The organism is Ochrovirga pacifica (assembly GCF_000220525.1).
GTDB lineage: Bacteria > Bacteroidota > Bacteroidia > Flavobacteriales > Flavobacteriaceae > Ochrovirga > Ochrovirga pacifica.
In genome coordinates, this window is sequence record NZ_AFPK01000068.1 from 1 (window position 1) to 16063 (window position 16063).

General features: G+C 33.4%; 15 protein-coding genes. 3 read left to right on the plus strand and 12 right to left on the minus strand.

Going from position 1 to position 16063, the window contains the following annotated elements; genetic code table 11:
- The first annotated feature begins 341 nt into the window (after positions 1-341).
- On the plus strand, positions 342-1073 hold the full coding sequence (locus FS85_RS0112725; RefSeq protein WP_010136733.1) for a helix-turn-helix domain-containing protein: 732 nt from the start codon (positions 342-344) through the stop codon (positions 1071-1073).
- Between the two features lie 7 nt (positions 1074-1080).
- On the opposite strand, the gene FS85_RS0112730 is transcribed toward FS85_RS0112725, so the two are convergent.
- The 4 genes from FS85_RS0112730 to pflB all read right to left on the minus strand — a co-directional run bounded on the left by FS85_RS0112730 (position 1081) and on the right by pflB (position 6592).
- Positions 1081-2085, minus strand: a complete 1005-nt coding sequence (locus FS85_RS0112730; RefSeq protein WP_010136734.1) for a P-loop NTPase family protein — start codon at positions 2083-2085, stop codon at positions 1081-1083.
- 118 nt (positions 2086-2203) lie between these two features.
- Positions 2204-3460: an L-lactate MFS transporter gene (locus tag FS85_RS0112735; RefSeq protein WP_010136735.1), complete on the minus strand. Its 1257-nt coding sequence runs from the start codon at positions 3458-3460 to the stop codon at positions 2204-2206.
- Between the two features lie 12 nt (positions 3461-3472).
- Positions 3473-4222, minus strand: coding sequence for a pyruvate formate-lyase-activating protein (pflA, locus tag FS85_RS0112740; protein WP_010136736.1), 750 nt, complete (start codon positions 4220-4222; stop codon positions 3473-3475).
- Between the two features lie 141 nt (positions 4223-4363).
- Positions 4364-6592, minus strand: a complete 2229-nt coding sequence (pflB, locus tag FS85_RS0112745) for a formate C-acetyltransferase (RefSeq protein ID WP_010136738.1) — start codon at positions 6590-6592, stop codon at positions 4364-4366.
- Between the two features lie 175 nt (positions 6593-6767).
- Here pflB and FS85_RS0112750 point away from each other — a divergent pair, with 175 nt between their 5' ends.
- Entirely contained in the window at positions 6768-7283 is a 516-nt protein-coding gene (locus FS85_RS0112750; RefSeq protein ID WP_010136739.1) for a flavodoxin, read from the plus strand.
- A 67-nt stretch (positions 7284-7350) separates the two neighbouring features.
- Here FS85_RS0112750 and nspC read toward each other — a convergent pair whose 3' ends face one another.
- The 8 genes from nspC to FS85_RS0112790 form a co-directional block, all read right to left on the minus strand.
- Positions 7351-8487 (minus strand): carboxynorspermidine decarboxylase, encoded by a 1137-nt coding sequence (gene nspC / locus FS85_RS0112755; RefSeq protein ID WP_010136740.1) that lies wholly within the window; start codon positions 8485-8487, stop codon positions 7351-7353.
- A gap of 75 nt (positions 8488-8562) precedes the next feature.
- Positions 8563-9759 carry a saccharopine dehydrogenase family protein gene (locus tag FS85_RS0112760; RefSeq protein WP_010136741.1) on the minus strand — a complete coding sequence of 399 codons (1197 nt, stop codon included), beginning with the start codon at positions 9757-9759 and terminating at the stop codon, positions 8563-8565.
- A gap of 111 nt (positions 9760-9870) precedes the next feature.
- Positions 9871-10755, minus strand: coding sequence for a carbon-nitrogen hydrolase (locus tag FS85_RS0112765; RefSeq protein ID WP_010136742.1), 885 nt, complete (start codon positions 10753-10755; stop codon positions 9871-9873).
- A 102-nt stretch (positions 10756-10857) separates the two neighbouring features.
- Complete coding sequence (locus tag FS85_RS16625; RefSeq protein ID WP_010136743.1) at positions 10858-11889, minus strand: agmatine deiminase family protein; 1032 nt, start codon at positions 11887-11889, stop codon at positions 10858-10860.
- A 48-nt stretch (positions 11890-11937) separates the two neighbouring features.
- On the minus strand, positions 11938-12660 hold the full coding sequence (locus FS85_RS16630; RefSeq protein WP_010136744.1) for an NYN domain-containing protein: 723 nt from the start codon (positions 12658-12660) through the stop codon (positions 11938-11940).
- A gap of 5 nt (positions 12661-12665) precedes the next feature.
- A complete protein-coding gene (locus FS85_RS0112780) occupies positions 12666-14204 on the minus strand; it encodes a hypothetical protein (RefSeq protein ID WP_010136745.1) in 1539 nt (512 codons plus the stop codon).
- Between the two features lie 119 nt (positions 14205-14323).
- Complete coding sequence (gene trxB, locus FS85_RS0112785; protein WP_010136746.1) at positions 14324-15271, minus strand: thioredoxin-disulfide reductase; 948 nt, start codon at positions 15269-15271, stop codon at positions 14324-14326.
- Between the two features lie 377 nt (positions 15272-15648).
- Positions 15649-15846, minus strand: coding sequence for a hypothetical protein (locus tag FS85_RS0112790; RefSeq protein ID WP_010136747.1), 198 nt, complete (start codon positions 15844-15846; stop codon positions 15649-15651).
- Between the two features lie 12 nt (positions 15847-15858).
- On the opposite strand from FS85_RS0112790, the gene FS85_RS16950 reads away from it, so the two are divergent.
- A complete protein-coding gene (locus FS85_RS16950; protein ID WP_262496234.1) occupies positions 15859-15987 on the plus strand; it encodes a hypothetical protein in 129 nt (42 codons plus the stop codon).
- The last annotated feature ends 76 nt before the right edge of the window (positions 15988-16063 follow it).

A 16063-nucleotide genomic window follows, 5' to 3' on the forward strand; every position in this document is an offset into this window, starting at 1 on the left:
AGGGATTTTTTATTTGATAACATCCCGATTCTATAAACAGAATCGGGATGTTTTTGTTTGGATACCTGTTTTTATACTCTTAAAATGAAAGGCTTAAACAGAGGAACAGTTTAAAATTAGACATAAAAAAAAAGCGTTAAAACTAACACTTTTTTTAGATAGGGTCGGTTAAATCATAGCAAATCTTCCCAATTTATTTTCTTTTTTTCGAAGCATAAAATTTAGAAATTTTATACCTTTATTGTGGTAAGTAAAAGTTATTTTACCTTTTACAAATTTAAATTAGTAATAAAGAATATACAACTGTGTCTTTACGCAGTTTTTAAATAATACTCAAATTAATGGATTTAGAAAGTTTAGGTTCACACACAAAGAGTTTGGTAACCAATATACCAGTTGACCAAGAACACCCAACATATAAGCATTATAAAGAGACTTTGCCATCATTCCCTAACCAAGCAGTATACATATATTCTTTTAAAGAGAATAGAATGGTATATGCACAGGGATGGGAAGAAATTTTAGGGTATAGTGATGATGAGATTACGATGTTAACGATTGTAACAATTACAACTCCTAGATTTTTAAAATTTTCTGCTGAGTTGAATGACAAAGCAATGATGTTTTTGGCTAATCAAACAGAGAACCTAGAAGAGTATAGTTTTACATTAGAGTTAGAAAAGGTACATAAGAATGGTACAATAGTACCTTTGTTTTCTAGAGTGGGTATTCATAAAGCGGACAATGGACAAATAGAGGAGATTATAGGTTACTCTGAGGTAATAAAAACTTTAAAGTTAGGTGATGTAATGCAATACGCCGCTTACGGACCTAAGGTAAATGAATTTGAAGCTGCTTTAAACCAGGAGTTATTTCAGCATTATGCAATTTCAAGAAAAGAACGTGAAGCGTTAATTTTAGCTGCAAAAGGTTATGCTTTTAAAGAAATAGCGGAAGAGTTAGGAGTATCTCAATCTGCTATAGAAAAGAGAATTATACCTTTATACAGAAGGTTTAATGTAAAGAGTTTACCTCATTTGATTGGTTTTGCTTATCAAAATAATATATTGTAAATCTCTATTACCAAGAGAGATTTACAATACTGATTTTATCCTTGGGAACTCCAATAGCCTTAGGTAATTGTGACCATTCTTCTTTTTCGTCCTCTTTATTAACACCCAAAACCCAAATCACATTTTTATTCTTTAAAATTTCTCTATTTTTAGATTCAGATTCATTGGTTAATGCATCTACCAATTCTAAGAATTGTTCGTGTGTAATGGCATTAAAATTATCAGGATTAATATCATCAATAATAAGATATTTACAATTATCCCAAGTCCAAAGTAATTCATTGTTTATTTGTTCAGGATTGTGAAATAAAGTAAAGAGTTTGGTTGCTGTAATGTAGGTACAAGTTTGTTTTTTTAGAGCAAGTTCGTTTGCAATGGCAACTCCTAAGTTTGATTTACCTTCGTTTACACTTCCATAGATTAATAAGTGATTTCCTGTAGATTTAGGAGTATTATTAATATAACTTTCAACAATATCTTTTTCTTCTTCGTCTAAAAACTCACCTTTCCACTGAGATAATCGATATTGAAAAGGAAAGTAAGCATACTGTTGATAAATTCTAGTTGTGTACCAATAAACAAAAGGGTAAAATAAGGCTATTAATAGTAAAATTGATACCCATTTTATATTTTGATTAAGCGGATTGATAACAACACAAGAAACCATTGCTCCTAAGGCAAAATAAAGAACATCAGTAATAGTATCAAAAATAAGATGATCCCATTTGGGTTTAAAAACACGATCCTTTTTTGAAAAAAATAAAGGAAGTACCAAGTTGAAGAACTCGAAATAAGCCCACACAGAGGCAACTATAATACTGTAGTAAACAGGGGGATGTTCATTTCTATATAAAACACTTAAAACAATACTTGGAAAAAAACCTAAAGTAAAATGGCCTAGTTGATTAGCGAGCCATGCGTAGGTTAAACTGACTCCTCTTTGTGAGTCTTTTCCAAATAAATCTTTTACAAATAATTGTTTTACAAATACTTTAGGGTTGATTTTTTCCACAATTCTTTAAAATAACAGTTTTAGCATGGGCAAGTTACTTATTTTTTCAAAGCAATCAAACAAAGAAATCTATATAAAATTGTTAATATCTTGTAGTCTGATTGCTTTTAGAACACTACTAAGAAGCAGCAATGGCTACTTTTTTTGTTTTGATAGTATTTGAAATTTGTATTTTCATTAAAATTGAAAACACAAGAGCAATTATGAATAAATTTGAAAAAATAACTAGTGTGGTATCTAAAGAACCTGTTTTGGTTTTAACCACATCGTAAATGGTTGGTCCTATAACTCCAGCCAATCCCCATGCAGCCAATACCATTCCGTGAATTGCTCCTAATTGCTTAGTTCCAAACAAATCGCCTAAAAAAGCAGGCAAGGTAGAAAAACCACCTCCGTACATGGTAATTACGGTAAATAGTACAATTAAGAATGCAGTTTCTACCTGAATTTTAGGTAAAAAGTAAAAGGCAAGTATTTGAAAAGAAAAGAAGATGATAAAGGTATTTGCTCTCCCTAAATAATCGGACAATGTAGACCAAGTAATTCTTCCCAAGCCGTTAAATACACCAATGAAACCAACAACAGCAGCAGCTTGCATAGGAGTGTAGTTTAGTTTTTCTTGCATCATTGGACTAGCAGCAGAAATAATTGCAATTCCACAAGAGATGTTGATAAACATCATAATCCACATGTAATAAAACCTAGAAGTTTTTAGAGCTTCGTTGGCACTACTGTTAGACAAATCTTGTTTGATGTGTTTTTGTGCTCCTGCTTTAAAACCATTAGGAACATATCCTTCCGGAGGTCTTTCTATGTATCTGGCAGATGAAAGAATTAGTATCATATAAATAATTCCTAATATATAAAAGGCATTGGCAACCCCAACAGATTCAAATAATTTAGCCATTACAGGTCCAAAAATTAGAGCAGCAAAACCAAAACCCATAATGGCCATTCCTGTTGCCAAACCACGTTTGTCTGGAAACCATTTTACCAAGGTACTTACAGGGGTAATATACCCTAATCCAAGCCCAATACCACCTATAACACCATAACAGATATAAAATAAGGTTAACGATTCTAACTGTACTGCAAAGCCAGCACCTAAAACACCAATACCATAAAATAATCCTGCAGTTGTACCACTAATTTTAGGTCCTACTTTTTCTACCCATCTTCCTAAAAAGGCAGCAGACAATCCTAACAATAAAATGGCAATTTTAAATGCCCATTTAATCACACTACCTTCTACACCAAACACATCTTTTACAGGATTTGTCATAACTGAATATGCGTATACAGAACCAATGGAAATATGAATTCCTACTGCTGAAGCTGCAATGAGCCATCGATTTTTTATTTTTTGTGATTTCATCTATGTTCGTTTTTAATTAATTTTTACTTTCTGAAAATAGTTGCTTAAAATATGAGCTGCTTGTTGTAGTTCTTCTTCTGTATTTTCTCTTGCATTTTTCAATTCGTATTCCCACCCTAAAGCCTCCCATTTATGAATTCCTAATTTGTGGTAAGGCTGAAGTTCTATTTGCTCTATATGCTTATAATTTTTAAAATAATTACCCAAGGCATGTAAAAGTTCGGGTGTATTTGTAATTTCTGGAATTAGTACATAGCGTAACCACATTTTTTTGCCTGATGTTTCTCTGTATTTTGCAAACTGAAACGTGGTTTCTTTATTCTTTACTCCTGTTATTTTTTGATAGCCTTCTTCGGTCATATGCTTAATATCTAGCATGACCAAGTCTGCATAATTGTCTAAAAGTTCTTTGACAGGATGATTTAAAATTCTACCATTGGTATCTATATTGGTATGAATACCTTCTTCTTTTAAACGTTTGAAAAATGTAATCAGGTTTTTGGCTTGTAACATAGGTTCTCCACCAGATACAGTAACACCTCCATTTTTTCCAAAATAAGATTTCATCCGAATGGCACGTTGTACCAAATCTTCAATTTCATATTCAGAACCACCTTGAGTGTCTATGGTATCAGGGTTGTGGCAATACAAACATTTTAGTTTACAGCCTTGTAAAAAGACAACCATTCTTATACCTGGTCCGTCATGAGTTCCGAAAGATTCTATAGAATGTACGTTTAGTGTGTGGTTTGTAGTTTTCATAGCAAAGGGGATGAAATGTTAAAAAAAGGGATTCAAAAAATACCGATTGTACTTTTTATTTTTAAAAAGTGGCTCTAATACAGAGTCAGTTTTATTTTTTGAATCCCTAATAACAACTAATACTACTACTTATGGTTTAGTTTACATAGACTTATGGAAAGAACGTGTAATTACTTCTAACTGTTGTTCTTTGGTTAGCCTGATAAAATTAACAGCATATCCAGAAACACGAAGGGTTAGCTGTGGGTGGTTTTCAGGATGTTCCATTGCATCTAATAAAGTTTCTTTATCTAATACGTTTACATTTAAGTGTTGTGCTCCGTTGTTAAAATATCCGGTTAACGTAGCAACTAAATTGTCTACTCTGTCTTTTTCATTAGCTCCCAATGATTTAGGGATGATAGAGAATGTGTTAGAAATTCCATCTTGAGAATCGTTATAATCAATTTTAGCAACAGAGTTTAAAGAAGCTAATGCACCATTGGTATCACGTCCGTGCATAGGATTTGCTCCGGGTGCAAACGGAACTCCTTTTTTACGACCATCAGGTGTAGCTCCTGTTTTTTTACCGTACACTACGTTAGAGGTAATGGTTAATACAGACATAGTGGGTTCTGCATTTTTGTAAACAGGCAACTTTTTTAGTTCATTATTAAAATCTCTTACAGCATTTTTTGCAAATACATCTACACGATCATCATCATTTCCATATTTTGGAAAATCTCCTTCAATTTCAAAATCTACTGTTAAACCTTCATCATTTCTAATTGGTTTTACTTTGGCATATTTAATAGCAGATAAAGAATCTGCTACAATAGATAAACCAGCAATACCATAAGCAATGTTTACATGTGGATTGGTGTCTATCAAAGCCATTTGAGCTTTTTCATAATAGTATTTATCGTGCATATAGTGAATAATATTCATAGCATCGTTGTAAACACCAGCAACATGTCTCATGGCAATTTTAAAGTTATACATCACTTTTTCAAAATCTAGGTATTCATCAGGATCACAAGGTTCAATACCTTCTACCATTAGTGTTCCTGTATTTTCACATTTACCACCATTAATGGCCAGTAATAATGTTTTTGCTAGGTTGGTTCTTGCTCCAAAGAATTGGATTTGTTTTCCTATTTCTTGGTAAGATACACAACAAGCAATTCCATAATCGTCAGACCCTCTAGAGATACGCATCAAATCATCATTTTCAAATTGAATTGACGATGTGTCGATTGCTACTTTAGCACAGAATTTTTTAAAATTTTCTGGAAGTAAAGGAGACCATAGCACGGTAATGTTTGGTTCAGGAGAAGGGCCTAAGTTGTACAGTGTGTGTAAAAAACGGAAAGCTGTTTTGGTTACTTTGCTACGACCATCATTTAACATTCCACCAATAGCTTCTGTAACCCAAGTAGGATCCCCTGCAAAAATTTCATCATAGGCAGCCATACGTAAATGACGAACCATTCTTAATTTCATTACAAACTGATCTATATATTCTTGTGCTTCTTCTTCAGTAATCAATCCATCATTTAAGTCTTTTTCAATAAAAATGTCTAAAAATGTAGATACATTTCCTAAAGACATAGCTGCACCATCTTGTTCTTTTACAGCTGCTAAATAAGCCATGTATGTCCATTGTACAGCTTCTCTTGCATTTTGTGCAGGACGAGTTAAGTCTAAACTGTAATGGTTTCCCATTAAAACCATATCTTTTAAAGCTTTTATTTGTTCTGCTACTTCTTCTCTTAAACGGATGGTAGCATCGCACATAGGCCCTGTAATATTTTCTAAATCTGCTTTTTTGTCGGCAATCAATTTATCTATTCCAAATAAAGCAACTCTTCTATAATCTCCAATAACTCTACCACGAGCATAATTATCAGGTAAACCAGTTAAAAATCCAAGGGATCTGTATTTTTTTATTTCTGCATTGTAAGCATCAAAAACACCATCGTTATGGGTTTTAACATATTTAGTAAATAAATTTTGTATGTCTCTACTGGGCTCTAATCCGTGTTCTTGTAGTGCTTTTACTACTACTTTATAACCCCCAAAAGGTTTCATTGCTCTTTTAAGCAACTCATCGGTTTGTAGCCCTACAATAGTTTCATTTTCTTTATCAATATAACCTGCTTTAAAATTGGCTATACCCGAAATGGTTTTTGTATCAATAGCACGGATTCCGTTATTTTGTCTTTCCTCTTGCATGGCTTTTTTACAAATATCCCAAAGCTTTTGTGTCTTGCTACTAGGACCTACTAAAAAACTATAATCTCCGTGGTATGGCTGAATATTTTTGTATACAAATTCTTTTACACTGACGACAGTATTGTCTAATTCTGGTTGATGGTCGATGGTTTTCATAAGATTAAATTTTAGATGTTTTATGCTATTGTTTCTATAAAGTAAAATAAATACTATTTAGTCTTTATTTATATGATTTTTATCACATTTATAAAACTAGAAATATTTATTTTTATTTATTAAGAATAAATAAAAATAAATTAACTTTGTGATAACAATTATAATTAAGTAAAAGATGGAACATACAGTCGGTTTATTTTTTGGATCAGATACTGGAATTACAGAAGAACTAACGCACGATATTGTGGAGGGTTTTAAGGAAGTAGCCGTAAAAGAAGTGTCTGAAGCCAAAGCAGAAGATTTTGAATCTTATGATTTAATTTTATTGGGACTGTCTACCTGGTACGATGGTGATTTGCAAAGTGATTGGGAAGATTTTTTTGAAGAGTTTAAAACAATTGATTTTACAGGAAAAAAAGTCGCAATTTATGGTTTAGGAGATCAAATAGGTTACGCAGAATATTTTATTGATGGAGTAGGAATTTTAGCAGAAGTTGTAATAGAAAATGGAGGAGAAGTAGTGGGTAAATGGTCTGTTGAGGGTTATAAACATACCGAATCTAAGGCAATTATACCTAATGATACAGCTTATTTTTATGGTTTGGCTTTAGATAATGATAATGAATCTGAATTGAATGAAGAGCGAATTAATCAATGGATAGAGCAAGTTAAAAAAGAATTTAACCTATAGCATATTACATTTTCGTTTTGTTTGTTTTTGTAAAAACACCTATTGCCAATGGCAATAGGTGTTTTGTTTAGGACAATCTAGACTTGTAGTCATGGTAGGTAAATTTGCGAATTGTTTTAAGGCGGTTTTCTTTTGTCCAGATACAAATGTCTGGATGTTTAACTCCATTAAACATAGTGGTTTTTACCATGGTATAGTGAATCATGTCTTTAAAAACCAGTTGGTCGCCTATTTGTAATTCTTTTTCAAACGCATAAGGTTCCATAAAATCACCCGCTAAGCAACTAGTACCTCCCAATCTATATACAAATTTGCTATGGCTATCAGGATTGCATGCCCCTACAATTTTGGGTCTGTAAGGCATTTCTAAAGTATCGGGCATATGGGCTGTAAAAGAAACATCTAGCATGGCTGTTTTCACTCCTCTGCTTTGTACAATATCCAACACAGTAGTTGTTAATACGCCTGTTTCCCAAGCAAATGCACTTCCTGGTTCTAAAATAATTTGCACATTGTACTTTTTTTTAAAAGCTTTTAGAAGTTGAATCAAATGTTGCGTATCATAACCTTTACGAGTCATTAAGTGTCCGCCTCCCATATTAATCCATTTGATTTGATGTAAATAATCACCAAAGCGTTGTTCTAAAGCAATCAATGTTTTTTCCAATGCATAGGAATCCGATTCGCACAATACATGAAAATGCAACCCTTCAATTCCTTCAGGCAATTTTTCGGGCATAAAATCTTTAAGAACTCCTAGTCTAGATTTTGGGGAACTCGGGTTGTATAAATCGACTTCTACATCACTTTGTTCTGGGTTGATGCGTAATCCACAAGAAATTTTATGTTTTGCCGTTAAAGTTTGTTTGTAGTAGTGATTGAATTGAGCCACGGAGTTGAATACAATATGAGAGCTATAGCTCATTAATTCTTCAAACTCATCAGGAACATAAGCAGCAGCATACACATGTGCTTTGGTTTTCATTTCTTCAAAACACAAACGAGCTTCGTACAAAGAGCTAGCGGTTGCTCCTTTAATATATTCTTGAACAATAGGAAAAGCTCCCCACATTGCAAAACCTTTAAAAGCTAAAATGATTTCTATTTCTGCTTGGTCTTGTACATTTTTTATTAATGATAGGTTGTTGCGTAGCAATTGTTCGTCTAACACAAAAGCTGTGTTGGGTATTTTAGTGTAATCCATGTATTAGTAAAAAAATAGCAAGTACTTCTAAAAAAGAAATACTTGCTATTGGTGTATTATTAATTTTTTTTAAAATTAGTTTACTTCCAAGTCACCGTTGATTTCTTCTTGCCAAGGCAAACCGTATTTTCCAATCAATTCCATAAATGGATCTGGGTTAAATTCTTCTACATTAAACACCCCAGGTTTTCTCCATTTACCAGTTAAAAACAACATAGCCCCTAACATAGCTGGTACCCCTGTAGTGTATGATACTCCTTGAGAAGAAGTATCTTCGTATGCATCTTGGTGTTTACAGTTGTTCCAAACGTAATAGGTTTTTTCTTTTCCATCTTTAATTCCTTTAATTCTACATCCTATAGAAGTTTCACCAGTATAACCATCTGCCAATTGCTCTGGTTTTGGCAAGGTTTCTTTAAGGAACTGTAGCGGAACAATTTCTACTCCTTTGTATAGAATAGGTTTAATACTAGCCATTCCAATGTTTTGAATTACACGTAGGTGTGTTAAATATTCATCACCAAAAGTCATCCAGAAACGAGCTCGTTTTAGGGTTGGAAAGTTCTTCACCAAAGATTCTAACTCTTCATGATATATAACATAAGAGTTACGAGGTCCAATATTAGGGTAATTTAATGCTTGTTTAATTTCATGTGGTTCGGTTTCCACCCATTGTCCATTTTCCCAATAACGTCCTTTTTGAATCACCTCACGGATGTTAATCTCTGGGTTAAAGTTGGTAGCAAATGCTTTTCCGTGGTCTCCTGCATTACAGTCAACAATGTCTAAATAGTGAATCTCATCAAAATGATGTTTGGCCGCATGAGCAGTATAAATACTAGTTACTCCAGGATCAAAACCACAACCTAAAATAGCGGTCAATCCTTTTTCTTTAAACTTATCTTGATAAGCCCATTGCCAACTGTACTCAAATTTAGCCTCATCTTTAGGTTCGTAGTTTGCAGTATCTAAATAGTTAACGCCTGTTTCTAAACAAGCATCCATAATGGTTAAATCCTGATAAGGCAATGCAACGTTGATTACCAATTCAGGTTGAAACTCATTGAACAACGCTACCAATTCTGGCACGCTATCCGCATCCACTTGTGCGGTTTGAATTTTTCTATCCGTAATTAAAGCTGCAATTGCATCACATTTAGATTTTGTTCTGCTTGCCAACATAATTTCAGAAAAAACTTCAGGAGCAGCAGCACACTTTTGTGCAACAACGCTACCAACTCCACCAGCACCAATGATTAAAACTTTAGACATTTTAAATGTTGTTAAATAGATTTATAATTTTTGGTAAAAGTAATTTTTTTTTGACCTGACCATCAAAAATAATTATTTTTTTAACGATTGTAAAATATTGTTTATCAGTGGTTAATCTATATATCTTTTGGTCAAATTACCATAGCCATCAATTCGCCTATCCCTAAAGAAAGGCCAAATTCTTCTTACGTCTTCTGTTCTTTGTTTATCTATAGTAATTACTTGATTGATTGCTTCTTTTTGAGTTCCTTGCCATAAAATTTCTCCTTGAGGACCTGTTACAAAACTAGTTCCCCAAAATTCAATTCCGTTAGTAACGTTGGTCCAGTCTTTTTCAAAACCTACTCTGTTTACAGCTATAACAGGCAATCCATTGGCAACTGCATGGGCACGTTGTGATATTTGCCAAGCATCACGTTGTCTGGCTTTCTCTGTTTCAGAATCGGTGCTTTCGTAACCAATAGCGGTAGGATAAATTAAAACTTCTGCACCAGCTAAGGCCATCAATCTAGCAGCTTCAGGATACCATTGATCCCAACAAACCAAAACACCTAACTTTCCTACGGATGTTTGTATAGGTTGAAATCCTAAATCGCCAGGAGTAAAGTAGAATTTTTCGTAGTAAGCAGGATCATCAGGAATGTGCATTTTTCTATATTTTCCGGCTTCGGTTCCATCTTTTTCAAAAACTACTGCGGTGTTGTGGTATAAGCCAGGAGCTCTTTTTTCGAACAAAGAAGTTACCAGAACAATGTTTAGTTCTTTGGCAATGGCCGCAAATTGATGGTAAGAAGGACCAGGAATGGTTTCGGCCCAATTAAACATGGTAACTTCTTCTGCTTGACAAAAGTAAATACCTGTATGTAGTTCTTGCAACACAACTAGTTCTGCACCTTCTTTGGCACATTGTCTAATTCCTGCAATAGATTTATTGATGTTATCTTGTTTGTCTGTAGTGCAAGATTGTTGCACAATACCTACTTTTAATAAATTCATTTTAGAATGATGAAATGATGTAAAATACGATTTTTTGTATTTGGATTGTTTTGTTTCTTAAAGAAACATCCAACCTTTTAAAGATACAATAGTTGTTAGAGATTATAAAATATTTAATTCAACTTGTTGGGGATACTGCATACTTATGCAATGCAAAGATCCGTGTTGATCAATTAACGGTTTACAGTCCAAACCAATAATTTTTCTGTCAGGAAAAATGGTTTGTAATATTTCCAAAGCTAGCGGGTCTTGTGGCACCTTATAAACAGGAACCAAAACTGCTTTATTAGTAATTAAAAAATTGGCATAGGTAGCAGGAATTCGTTCTCCATTTGCATCAAAACATGCATCTGGCCAAGGCAAAGCCACTAAATTATACGGTTGCTGGTTTACGTTGGTAAATGTTTTTAGTTGTGCTTCCATGTTTTGTAAAGCCTCATAATGCTCATCACGCTTATCATCACACTTTACGTAAGCAATGGTCTTGTTGTTGCAAAATCTAGCCAAGGTGTCTATATGAGAATCTGTATCATCACCAGCCAAATATCCATAATCTAACCACAATATTTTTTTAACTCCTAGTTGCTTTTTTAAATAGGTTTCAATTTGATGTTTATCTAAAGTTGGATTTCTAAATATAGACAACAGACACTGGCTAGTTGTTAGCAGTGTTCCATTTCCGTCAGATTCTATGGCTCCTCCTTCTAAAACAAAATCTAACTTAGTGCTAGGAACGTTTTTTAACACCGTATTTTTTAAATTTTGGGTGATTTGATTGTCTAAATCTGCCTTAAACTTTTGCCCCCAACCATTAAATATAAAATCTAACAAAATTGGTGTTTCATTTTCTAAAACAGTAATAGCAGCATGATCTCTTGCCCAAGTATCATTTGATGGAACCTGAACAAAATAAATTGGATACGGGCTAATGTTTGTAAAATAAGATTGAACCTTATGTACGTCGTAACAGCCTACCAACACAGGAACATAATTTGCCGTTGTGTGAATAATGTTTACAAAGCAATTAACTACTTCTTTGTACATATACGCCCAATCGCTTTCTGGAGTGGGAAAGGTAAATTGCACAAAACTTTGAGGTTCCCATTCTGCAGGAAACCGTCTATCTTTTAACATGATTTTAAAGGAATATAACCGAGCAAATGTAGTTGTTTTTTGGTTTGCTTATTTATTTTTTACGTAAATTAATTTGTGTCTGCTTTTACTGTTTTCTCGTTGTTCAATATCAAACAAACCAATAGATTTTATCATGGGAGTCAATTTGTCAAAACCATAGTTTCTAGAGTCAAAACTGGGCCTTTTTTTCTGAATCAAACTACCTACATCTCCTAAAAAAGCCCATCCGTCATCATCAGACATATCCGAAATACTGGACTGAATTAGTCGGATTACTTTGGGAGTAATGTCGTCATTTTTATCATTGTCATTATTTTTAACTGGGGCACTTTGTTTTTGCTTTTTTCGTAAGACTTCAATAAAAATAAAACGATCGCAAGCTACAATAAAAGGAGTGGGGGTTTTCTTTTCTCCAATTCCTAAAACTTGCATGCCAGCCTCTCTTAACCTAGTGGCTAATTTGGTAAAATCACTATCGCTAGAAACCAAACAAAATCCATCTACTTTGTCCGTGTACAGAATGTCCATAGCATCAATAATCATGGCAGAATCTGTTGCGTTTTTTCCTGTAGTGTATGCGTATTGTTGTATGGGAGTTATGGCATTTTCTAGTAAAACATCTTTCCATTTTGCCAAATGTGGGCGAGTCCAATCTCCATAAATTCGTTTAATGGTAGGATTTCCATATTTGGCAATTTCTTCCATCATTTCTTTTACAGGGGTTGCAGGGATGTTGTCTGCATCTATCAGTACGGCTAAGTTGGTATTCATAAAAGTTAGTTGTCTAGTTCTTTAGGATTTATTAAGTCAGGTAATATAATGGATTGAAAGCCGCTTTTTAAGGCAAACCACCAGCTGTGATACATGGATCTATTTTTTGGGCGAACATAATAAATAGTACCAGTTTGATGATCTTCGCTTTTGGGTGTGTTGTTGTTGTTTATTAGTAATTGATTGATTAAAAAAGAGGGCAACGCCTTTATATCATATACTCGGGTATCTTCTAACAACCCCATTTTTATATTTTGATAATCCATAGCCACCCATCCTTGAGCAATGTCGTTGTTTCCAAATATTTTAAAATCAAGTTTATCACAGGCTCCAGAAACAATTCTTATTTTTCTATTTAGATGCAAAAAAGGATTGAAAATCTTATAATCAAAAGGTGCTACACTTCCTTTTATTTCGTAAGGAAATAGTGGAGCTTGGGTATGAAATAATATTTCTAATTTCATATTTGTTTTTCCTAAAACAGCGGTAGAAAGCTGGGTGCGGATGGTGTGGTTTTTTTTATTCTGTATGTTATATAGAGTAGCTTGAATGCTGTCAAAATAAATTGTACTGAATTTTTGAGTTGCTTTGCTTTTTACCTCAATATCAATTCTGTTATTGTTTAACGTAATTTCATTAATTTTTAAAGGAAACGGACAAGACATTAAAAGCTCATTTAGCAAGGGTTTGTAAGCAGTAGGGTTAGCCTCTTTATTCTCATCTACTTCGACTTTTAAGAGTGTGTTCATCAACAAAATTTTATCTAACTCTATTACTCTTTTGGGTTGTAAAAGCTTGTCTAAGTGAATGTTTTGTAATACTACTTTAGGAACGGTTAGCTCTGTTCTTGGTTTTTTATATTTAAATTTGGTTTCCCATTCTTGTGTGGTAAAGCTAGGGAGTAGTTGTAAATCACTTAAAATTGTTTTGTCTTTACTAGCTTGTATTTTGGTAAGTTGAATGCTATACGCTCCTCCTTTTTTTTGATATGTAATTTGATTGGCATCTACCATAAAATCACTAAAACTAAAATTACCATTGTTATAATGTAGATTTTTAAGTTGAGCTTGGGTTAGCGATGCTTGAATTTTTTTAGATGGGTGTTGAATATGAAAAACAAAATCTACCAGTTCTAGTTGATGAGTTCCCAAAGTGTAACCAAATTCTTTTGTTTTTGTTTGCTTTTTGGAGGTAGATATAGTTTGATGTGATGAAATATTTCCATGCTGAACTAAAACGTCATCAAATTGAATTTTTTTAGAAAAGAGTAAAGAAAACCAATGTAAGTTATGCACCTTTATTTGATTAACTTCTATTTGTAATTGTTCTTTTTTTTGATAGTTTATACCATATATATTTACATCTTGTAAATGCCAAGCAATGTCTACCTCTTTAATACTAAGTCCATCAACTTTTTGTAGTTTGTCTTTTATAATAGAGCTCAATAAAATAGAGCCAATCCATAAAATAGAACAGAGAATTAGAAGAAAAATACCAAAGTATTTTAAGAAAGAAATAGGAGGAAAATAAAAACGTTGTTTCATTGCAATTAAGTCTAGCACTAAAGTTAAAGAATTAGCTGCACAAAGTGCAACAAATCAAAAAGAAGAAATAAAAAAGACCACTTGTAGAGTGGTCTTTATGTATTATTGGTAAAGGTAACTTAGTCTAAGCTACCTAAATAACGTTCTGCATCCAAAGCAGCCATACAACCTGTACCTGCAGCAGTAACGGCTTGTCTGTACTCATGGTCTTGCACATCACCCGCAGCAAATACCCCAGGTTTGTTGGTTTTGGTAGATTTTCCTTTGGTGATTAAATATCCGGTCTCATCCATGTCCAATTGACCTTTAAAAATTTCTGTATTTGGTTTGTGACCAATAGCAATAAAAACTCCAGTTACAGGAATTTCATGTTTGTCTCCTGTTTTATTGTTAACAACTCTAACTCCTTCGACTACATTATCACCTAAAACTTCATCTAGTTCAGTATTGAACAATACTTCTATATTTTCAGTTTTGTTAACTCTGTGTTCCATTGCTTTAGAGGCTCTAAAATAATCTTTTCTAACCAACATTGTTACTTTGTTACAAATGTTAGCTAGGTAAGTGGCTTCCTCTGCTGCTGTATCACCAGCTCCCACTACAACTACATCTTGTTTTCTGTAAAAAAAACCGTCACAAGTAGCACAAGCCGAAACACCACCACCTTTTAATTTCTCTTCACTTTCTAACCCTAGATATTTAGCGGTAGCTCCTGTGGTAATAATTACGGTTTCTGCTTCAATTTGTTTAGAACCGTCAATAGTTACTTTGTGAATTCCTCCCACTTCATTACTAAAATCAACAGCAGTAGCCAAACCAAAACGAACTTCAGTTCCAAAACGTTCAGCCTGTTTTTTTAAATCCTCCATCATTGCTGTACCATCGGTTCCGTTTGGGTATCCAGGAAAGTTATCTACTTCTGTAGTAGTGGTTAACTGTCCTCCCATTTGCATTCCTGTATACATTACTGGGTTTAAGTCTGCTCTAGAAGCATATATAGCAGCAGTATAACCTGCAGGACCTGATCCGATAATCAAGCATTTTATTCTTTCAATAGTATTTGACATTTTTCTACGTTTTTAGAATTTATCCGTCGCTAAATTAATTTTTTTTATACAGTTAGATATAGCATTTGGCATAACTTTTTATGATGGAGCGATTGGAAGTGTTTATAAAGTAAAAAGGAGGTGCTATTTTTTGAAGGTGACCTAAAATAAAAAAGCCAAAACTTAAGAAAGTTTTGGCTTTTTGTCGGGGTGGCAGGATGACACCCAAACTGCCACTATGCAGTAAAATCAATACTTTCAGAAGTAGACTAAAACAGTGTGAACCGAAATGTAGACCTATCTGTTAGTTTGAAATAGTATTTTTTATCTGAACGTCTTACTACAAATTTACAATTTTAACTCCATTAAAACCAGTCAATTTACATCAAATATTATGATTAATCTATTAAATATTTGTTGACAATTTCCTCTTCTATTCCGCTGTATTCAACAAATTCTTTGATTGTAATAAATTGATATGACTCCTTTCCAAAGTAGTTTCTAATATCGTTTAAAAGCTTACGCCCATAACGTTCACTACGTCCTGTAATACGCTGAATATCTTTTGGGTATATGCAAGCTCTTTTTGGGGTCATAATACTTTATCTATGCTTTATCCGTACATCATCCATGCTTTATTGTTTTATGATTATGGTGATGATGATGCGTTGTTAAAATGTTGGAAACCCGAATGGGTTTTCAATATTTTAATGACGTTTTTGGTTGTATCGGAATGAATGACCGAAAACGGAATTACTTTTTTAACAACGTGCTATAAAATTACGTGATTTGGTTTCATTAATCAAAAAACGA

Bases quoted from the DNA above. Each gene is read 5' to 3' on its own strand.
- FS85_RS0112725 (WP_010136733.1), top strand. From the start codon at position 342: ATGGATTTAGAAAGTTTAGGTTCACACACAAAGAGTTTGGTAACCAAT.
- FS85_RS0112735 (WP_010136735.1), bottom strand. From the start codon at position 3,460: ATGAAATCACAAAAAATAAAAAATCGATGGCTCATTGCAGCTTCAGCA.
- pflA (WP_010136736.1), bottom strand. From the start codon at position 4,222: ATGAAAACTACAAACCACACACTAAACGTACATTCTATAGAATCTTTC.
- pflB (WP_010136738.1), bottom strand. From the start codon at position 6,592: ATGAAAACCATCGACCATCAACCAGAATTAGACAATACTGTCGTCAGT.
- FS85_RS0112750 (WP_010136739.1), top strand. From the start codon at position 6,768: ATGGAACATACAGTCGGTTTATTTTTTGGATCAGATACTGGAATTACA.
- nspC (WP_010136740.1), bottom strand. From the start codon at position 8,487: ATGGATTACACTAAAATACCCAACACAGCTTTTGTGTTAGACGAACAA.
- FS85_RS0112760 (WP_010136741.1), bottom strand. From the start codon at position 9,759: ATGTCTAAAGTTTTAATCATTGGTGCTGGTGGAGTTGGTAGCGTTGTT.
- FS85_RS0112765 (WP_010136742.1), bottom strand. From the start codon at position 10,755: ATGAATTTATTAAAAGTAGGTATTGTGCAACAATCTTGCACTACAGAC.
- FS85_RS16625 (WP_010136743.1), bottom strand. From the start codon at position 11,889: ATGTTAAAAGATAGACGGTTTCCTGCAGAATGGGAACCTCAAAGTTTT.
- FS85_RS16630 (WP_010136744.1), bottom strand. From the start codon at position 12,660: ATGAATACCAACTTAGCCGTACTGATAGATGCAGACAACATCCCTGCA.
- FS85_RS0112780 (WP_010136745.1), bottom strand. From the start codon at position 14,204: ATGAAACAACGTTTTTATTTTCCTCCTATTTCTTTCTTAAAATACTTT.
- trxB (WP_010136746.1), bottom strand. From the start codon at position 15,271: ATGTCAAATACTATTGAAAGAATAAAATGCTTGATTATCGGATCAGGT.
- FS85_RS0112790 (WP_010136747.1), bottom strand. From the start codon at position 15,846: ATGACCCCAAAAAGAGCTTGCATATACCCAAAAGATATTCAGCGTATT.
- FS85_RS16950 (WP_262496234.1), top strand. From the start codon at position 15,859: ATGCTTTATCCGTACATCATCCATGCTTTATTGTTTTATGATTATGGT.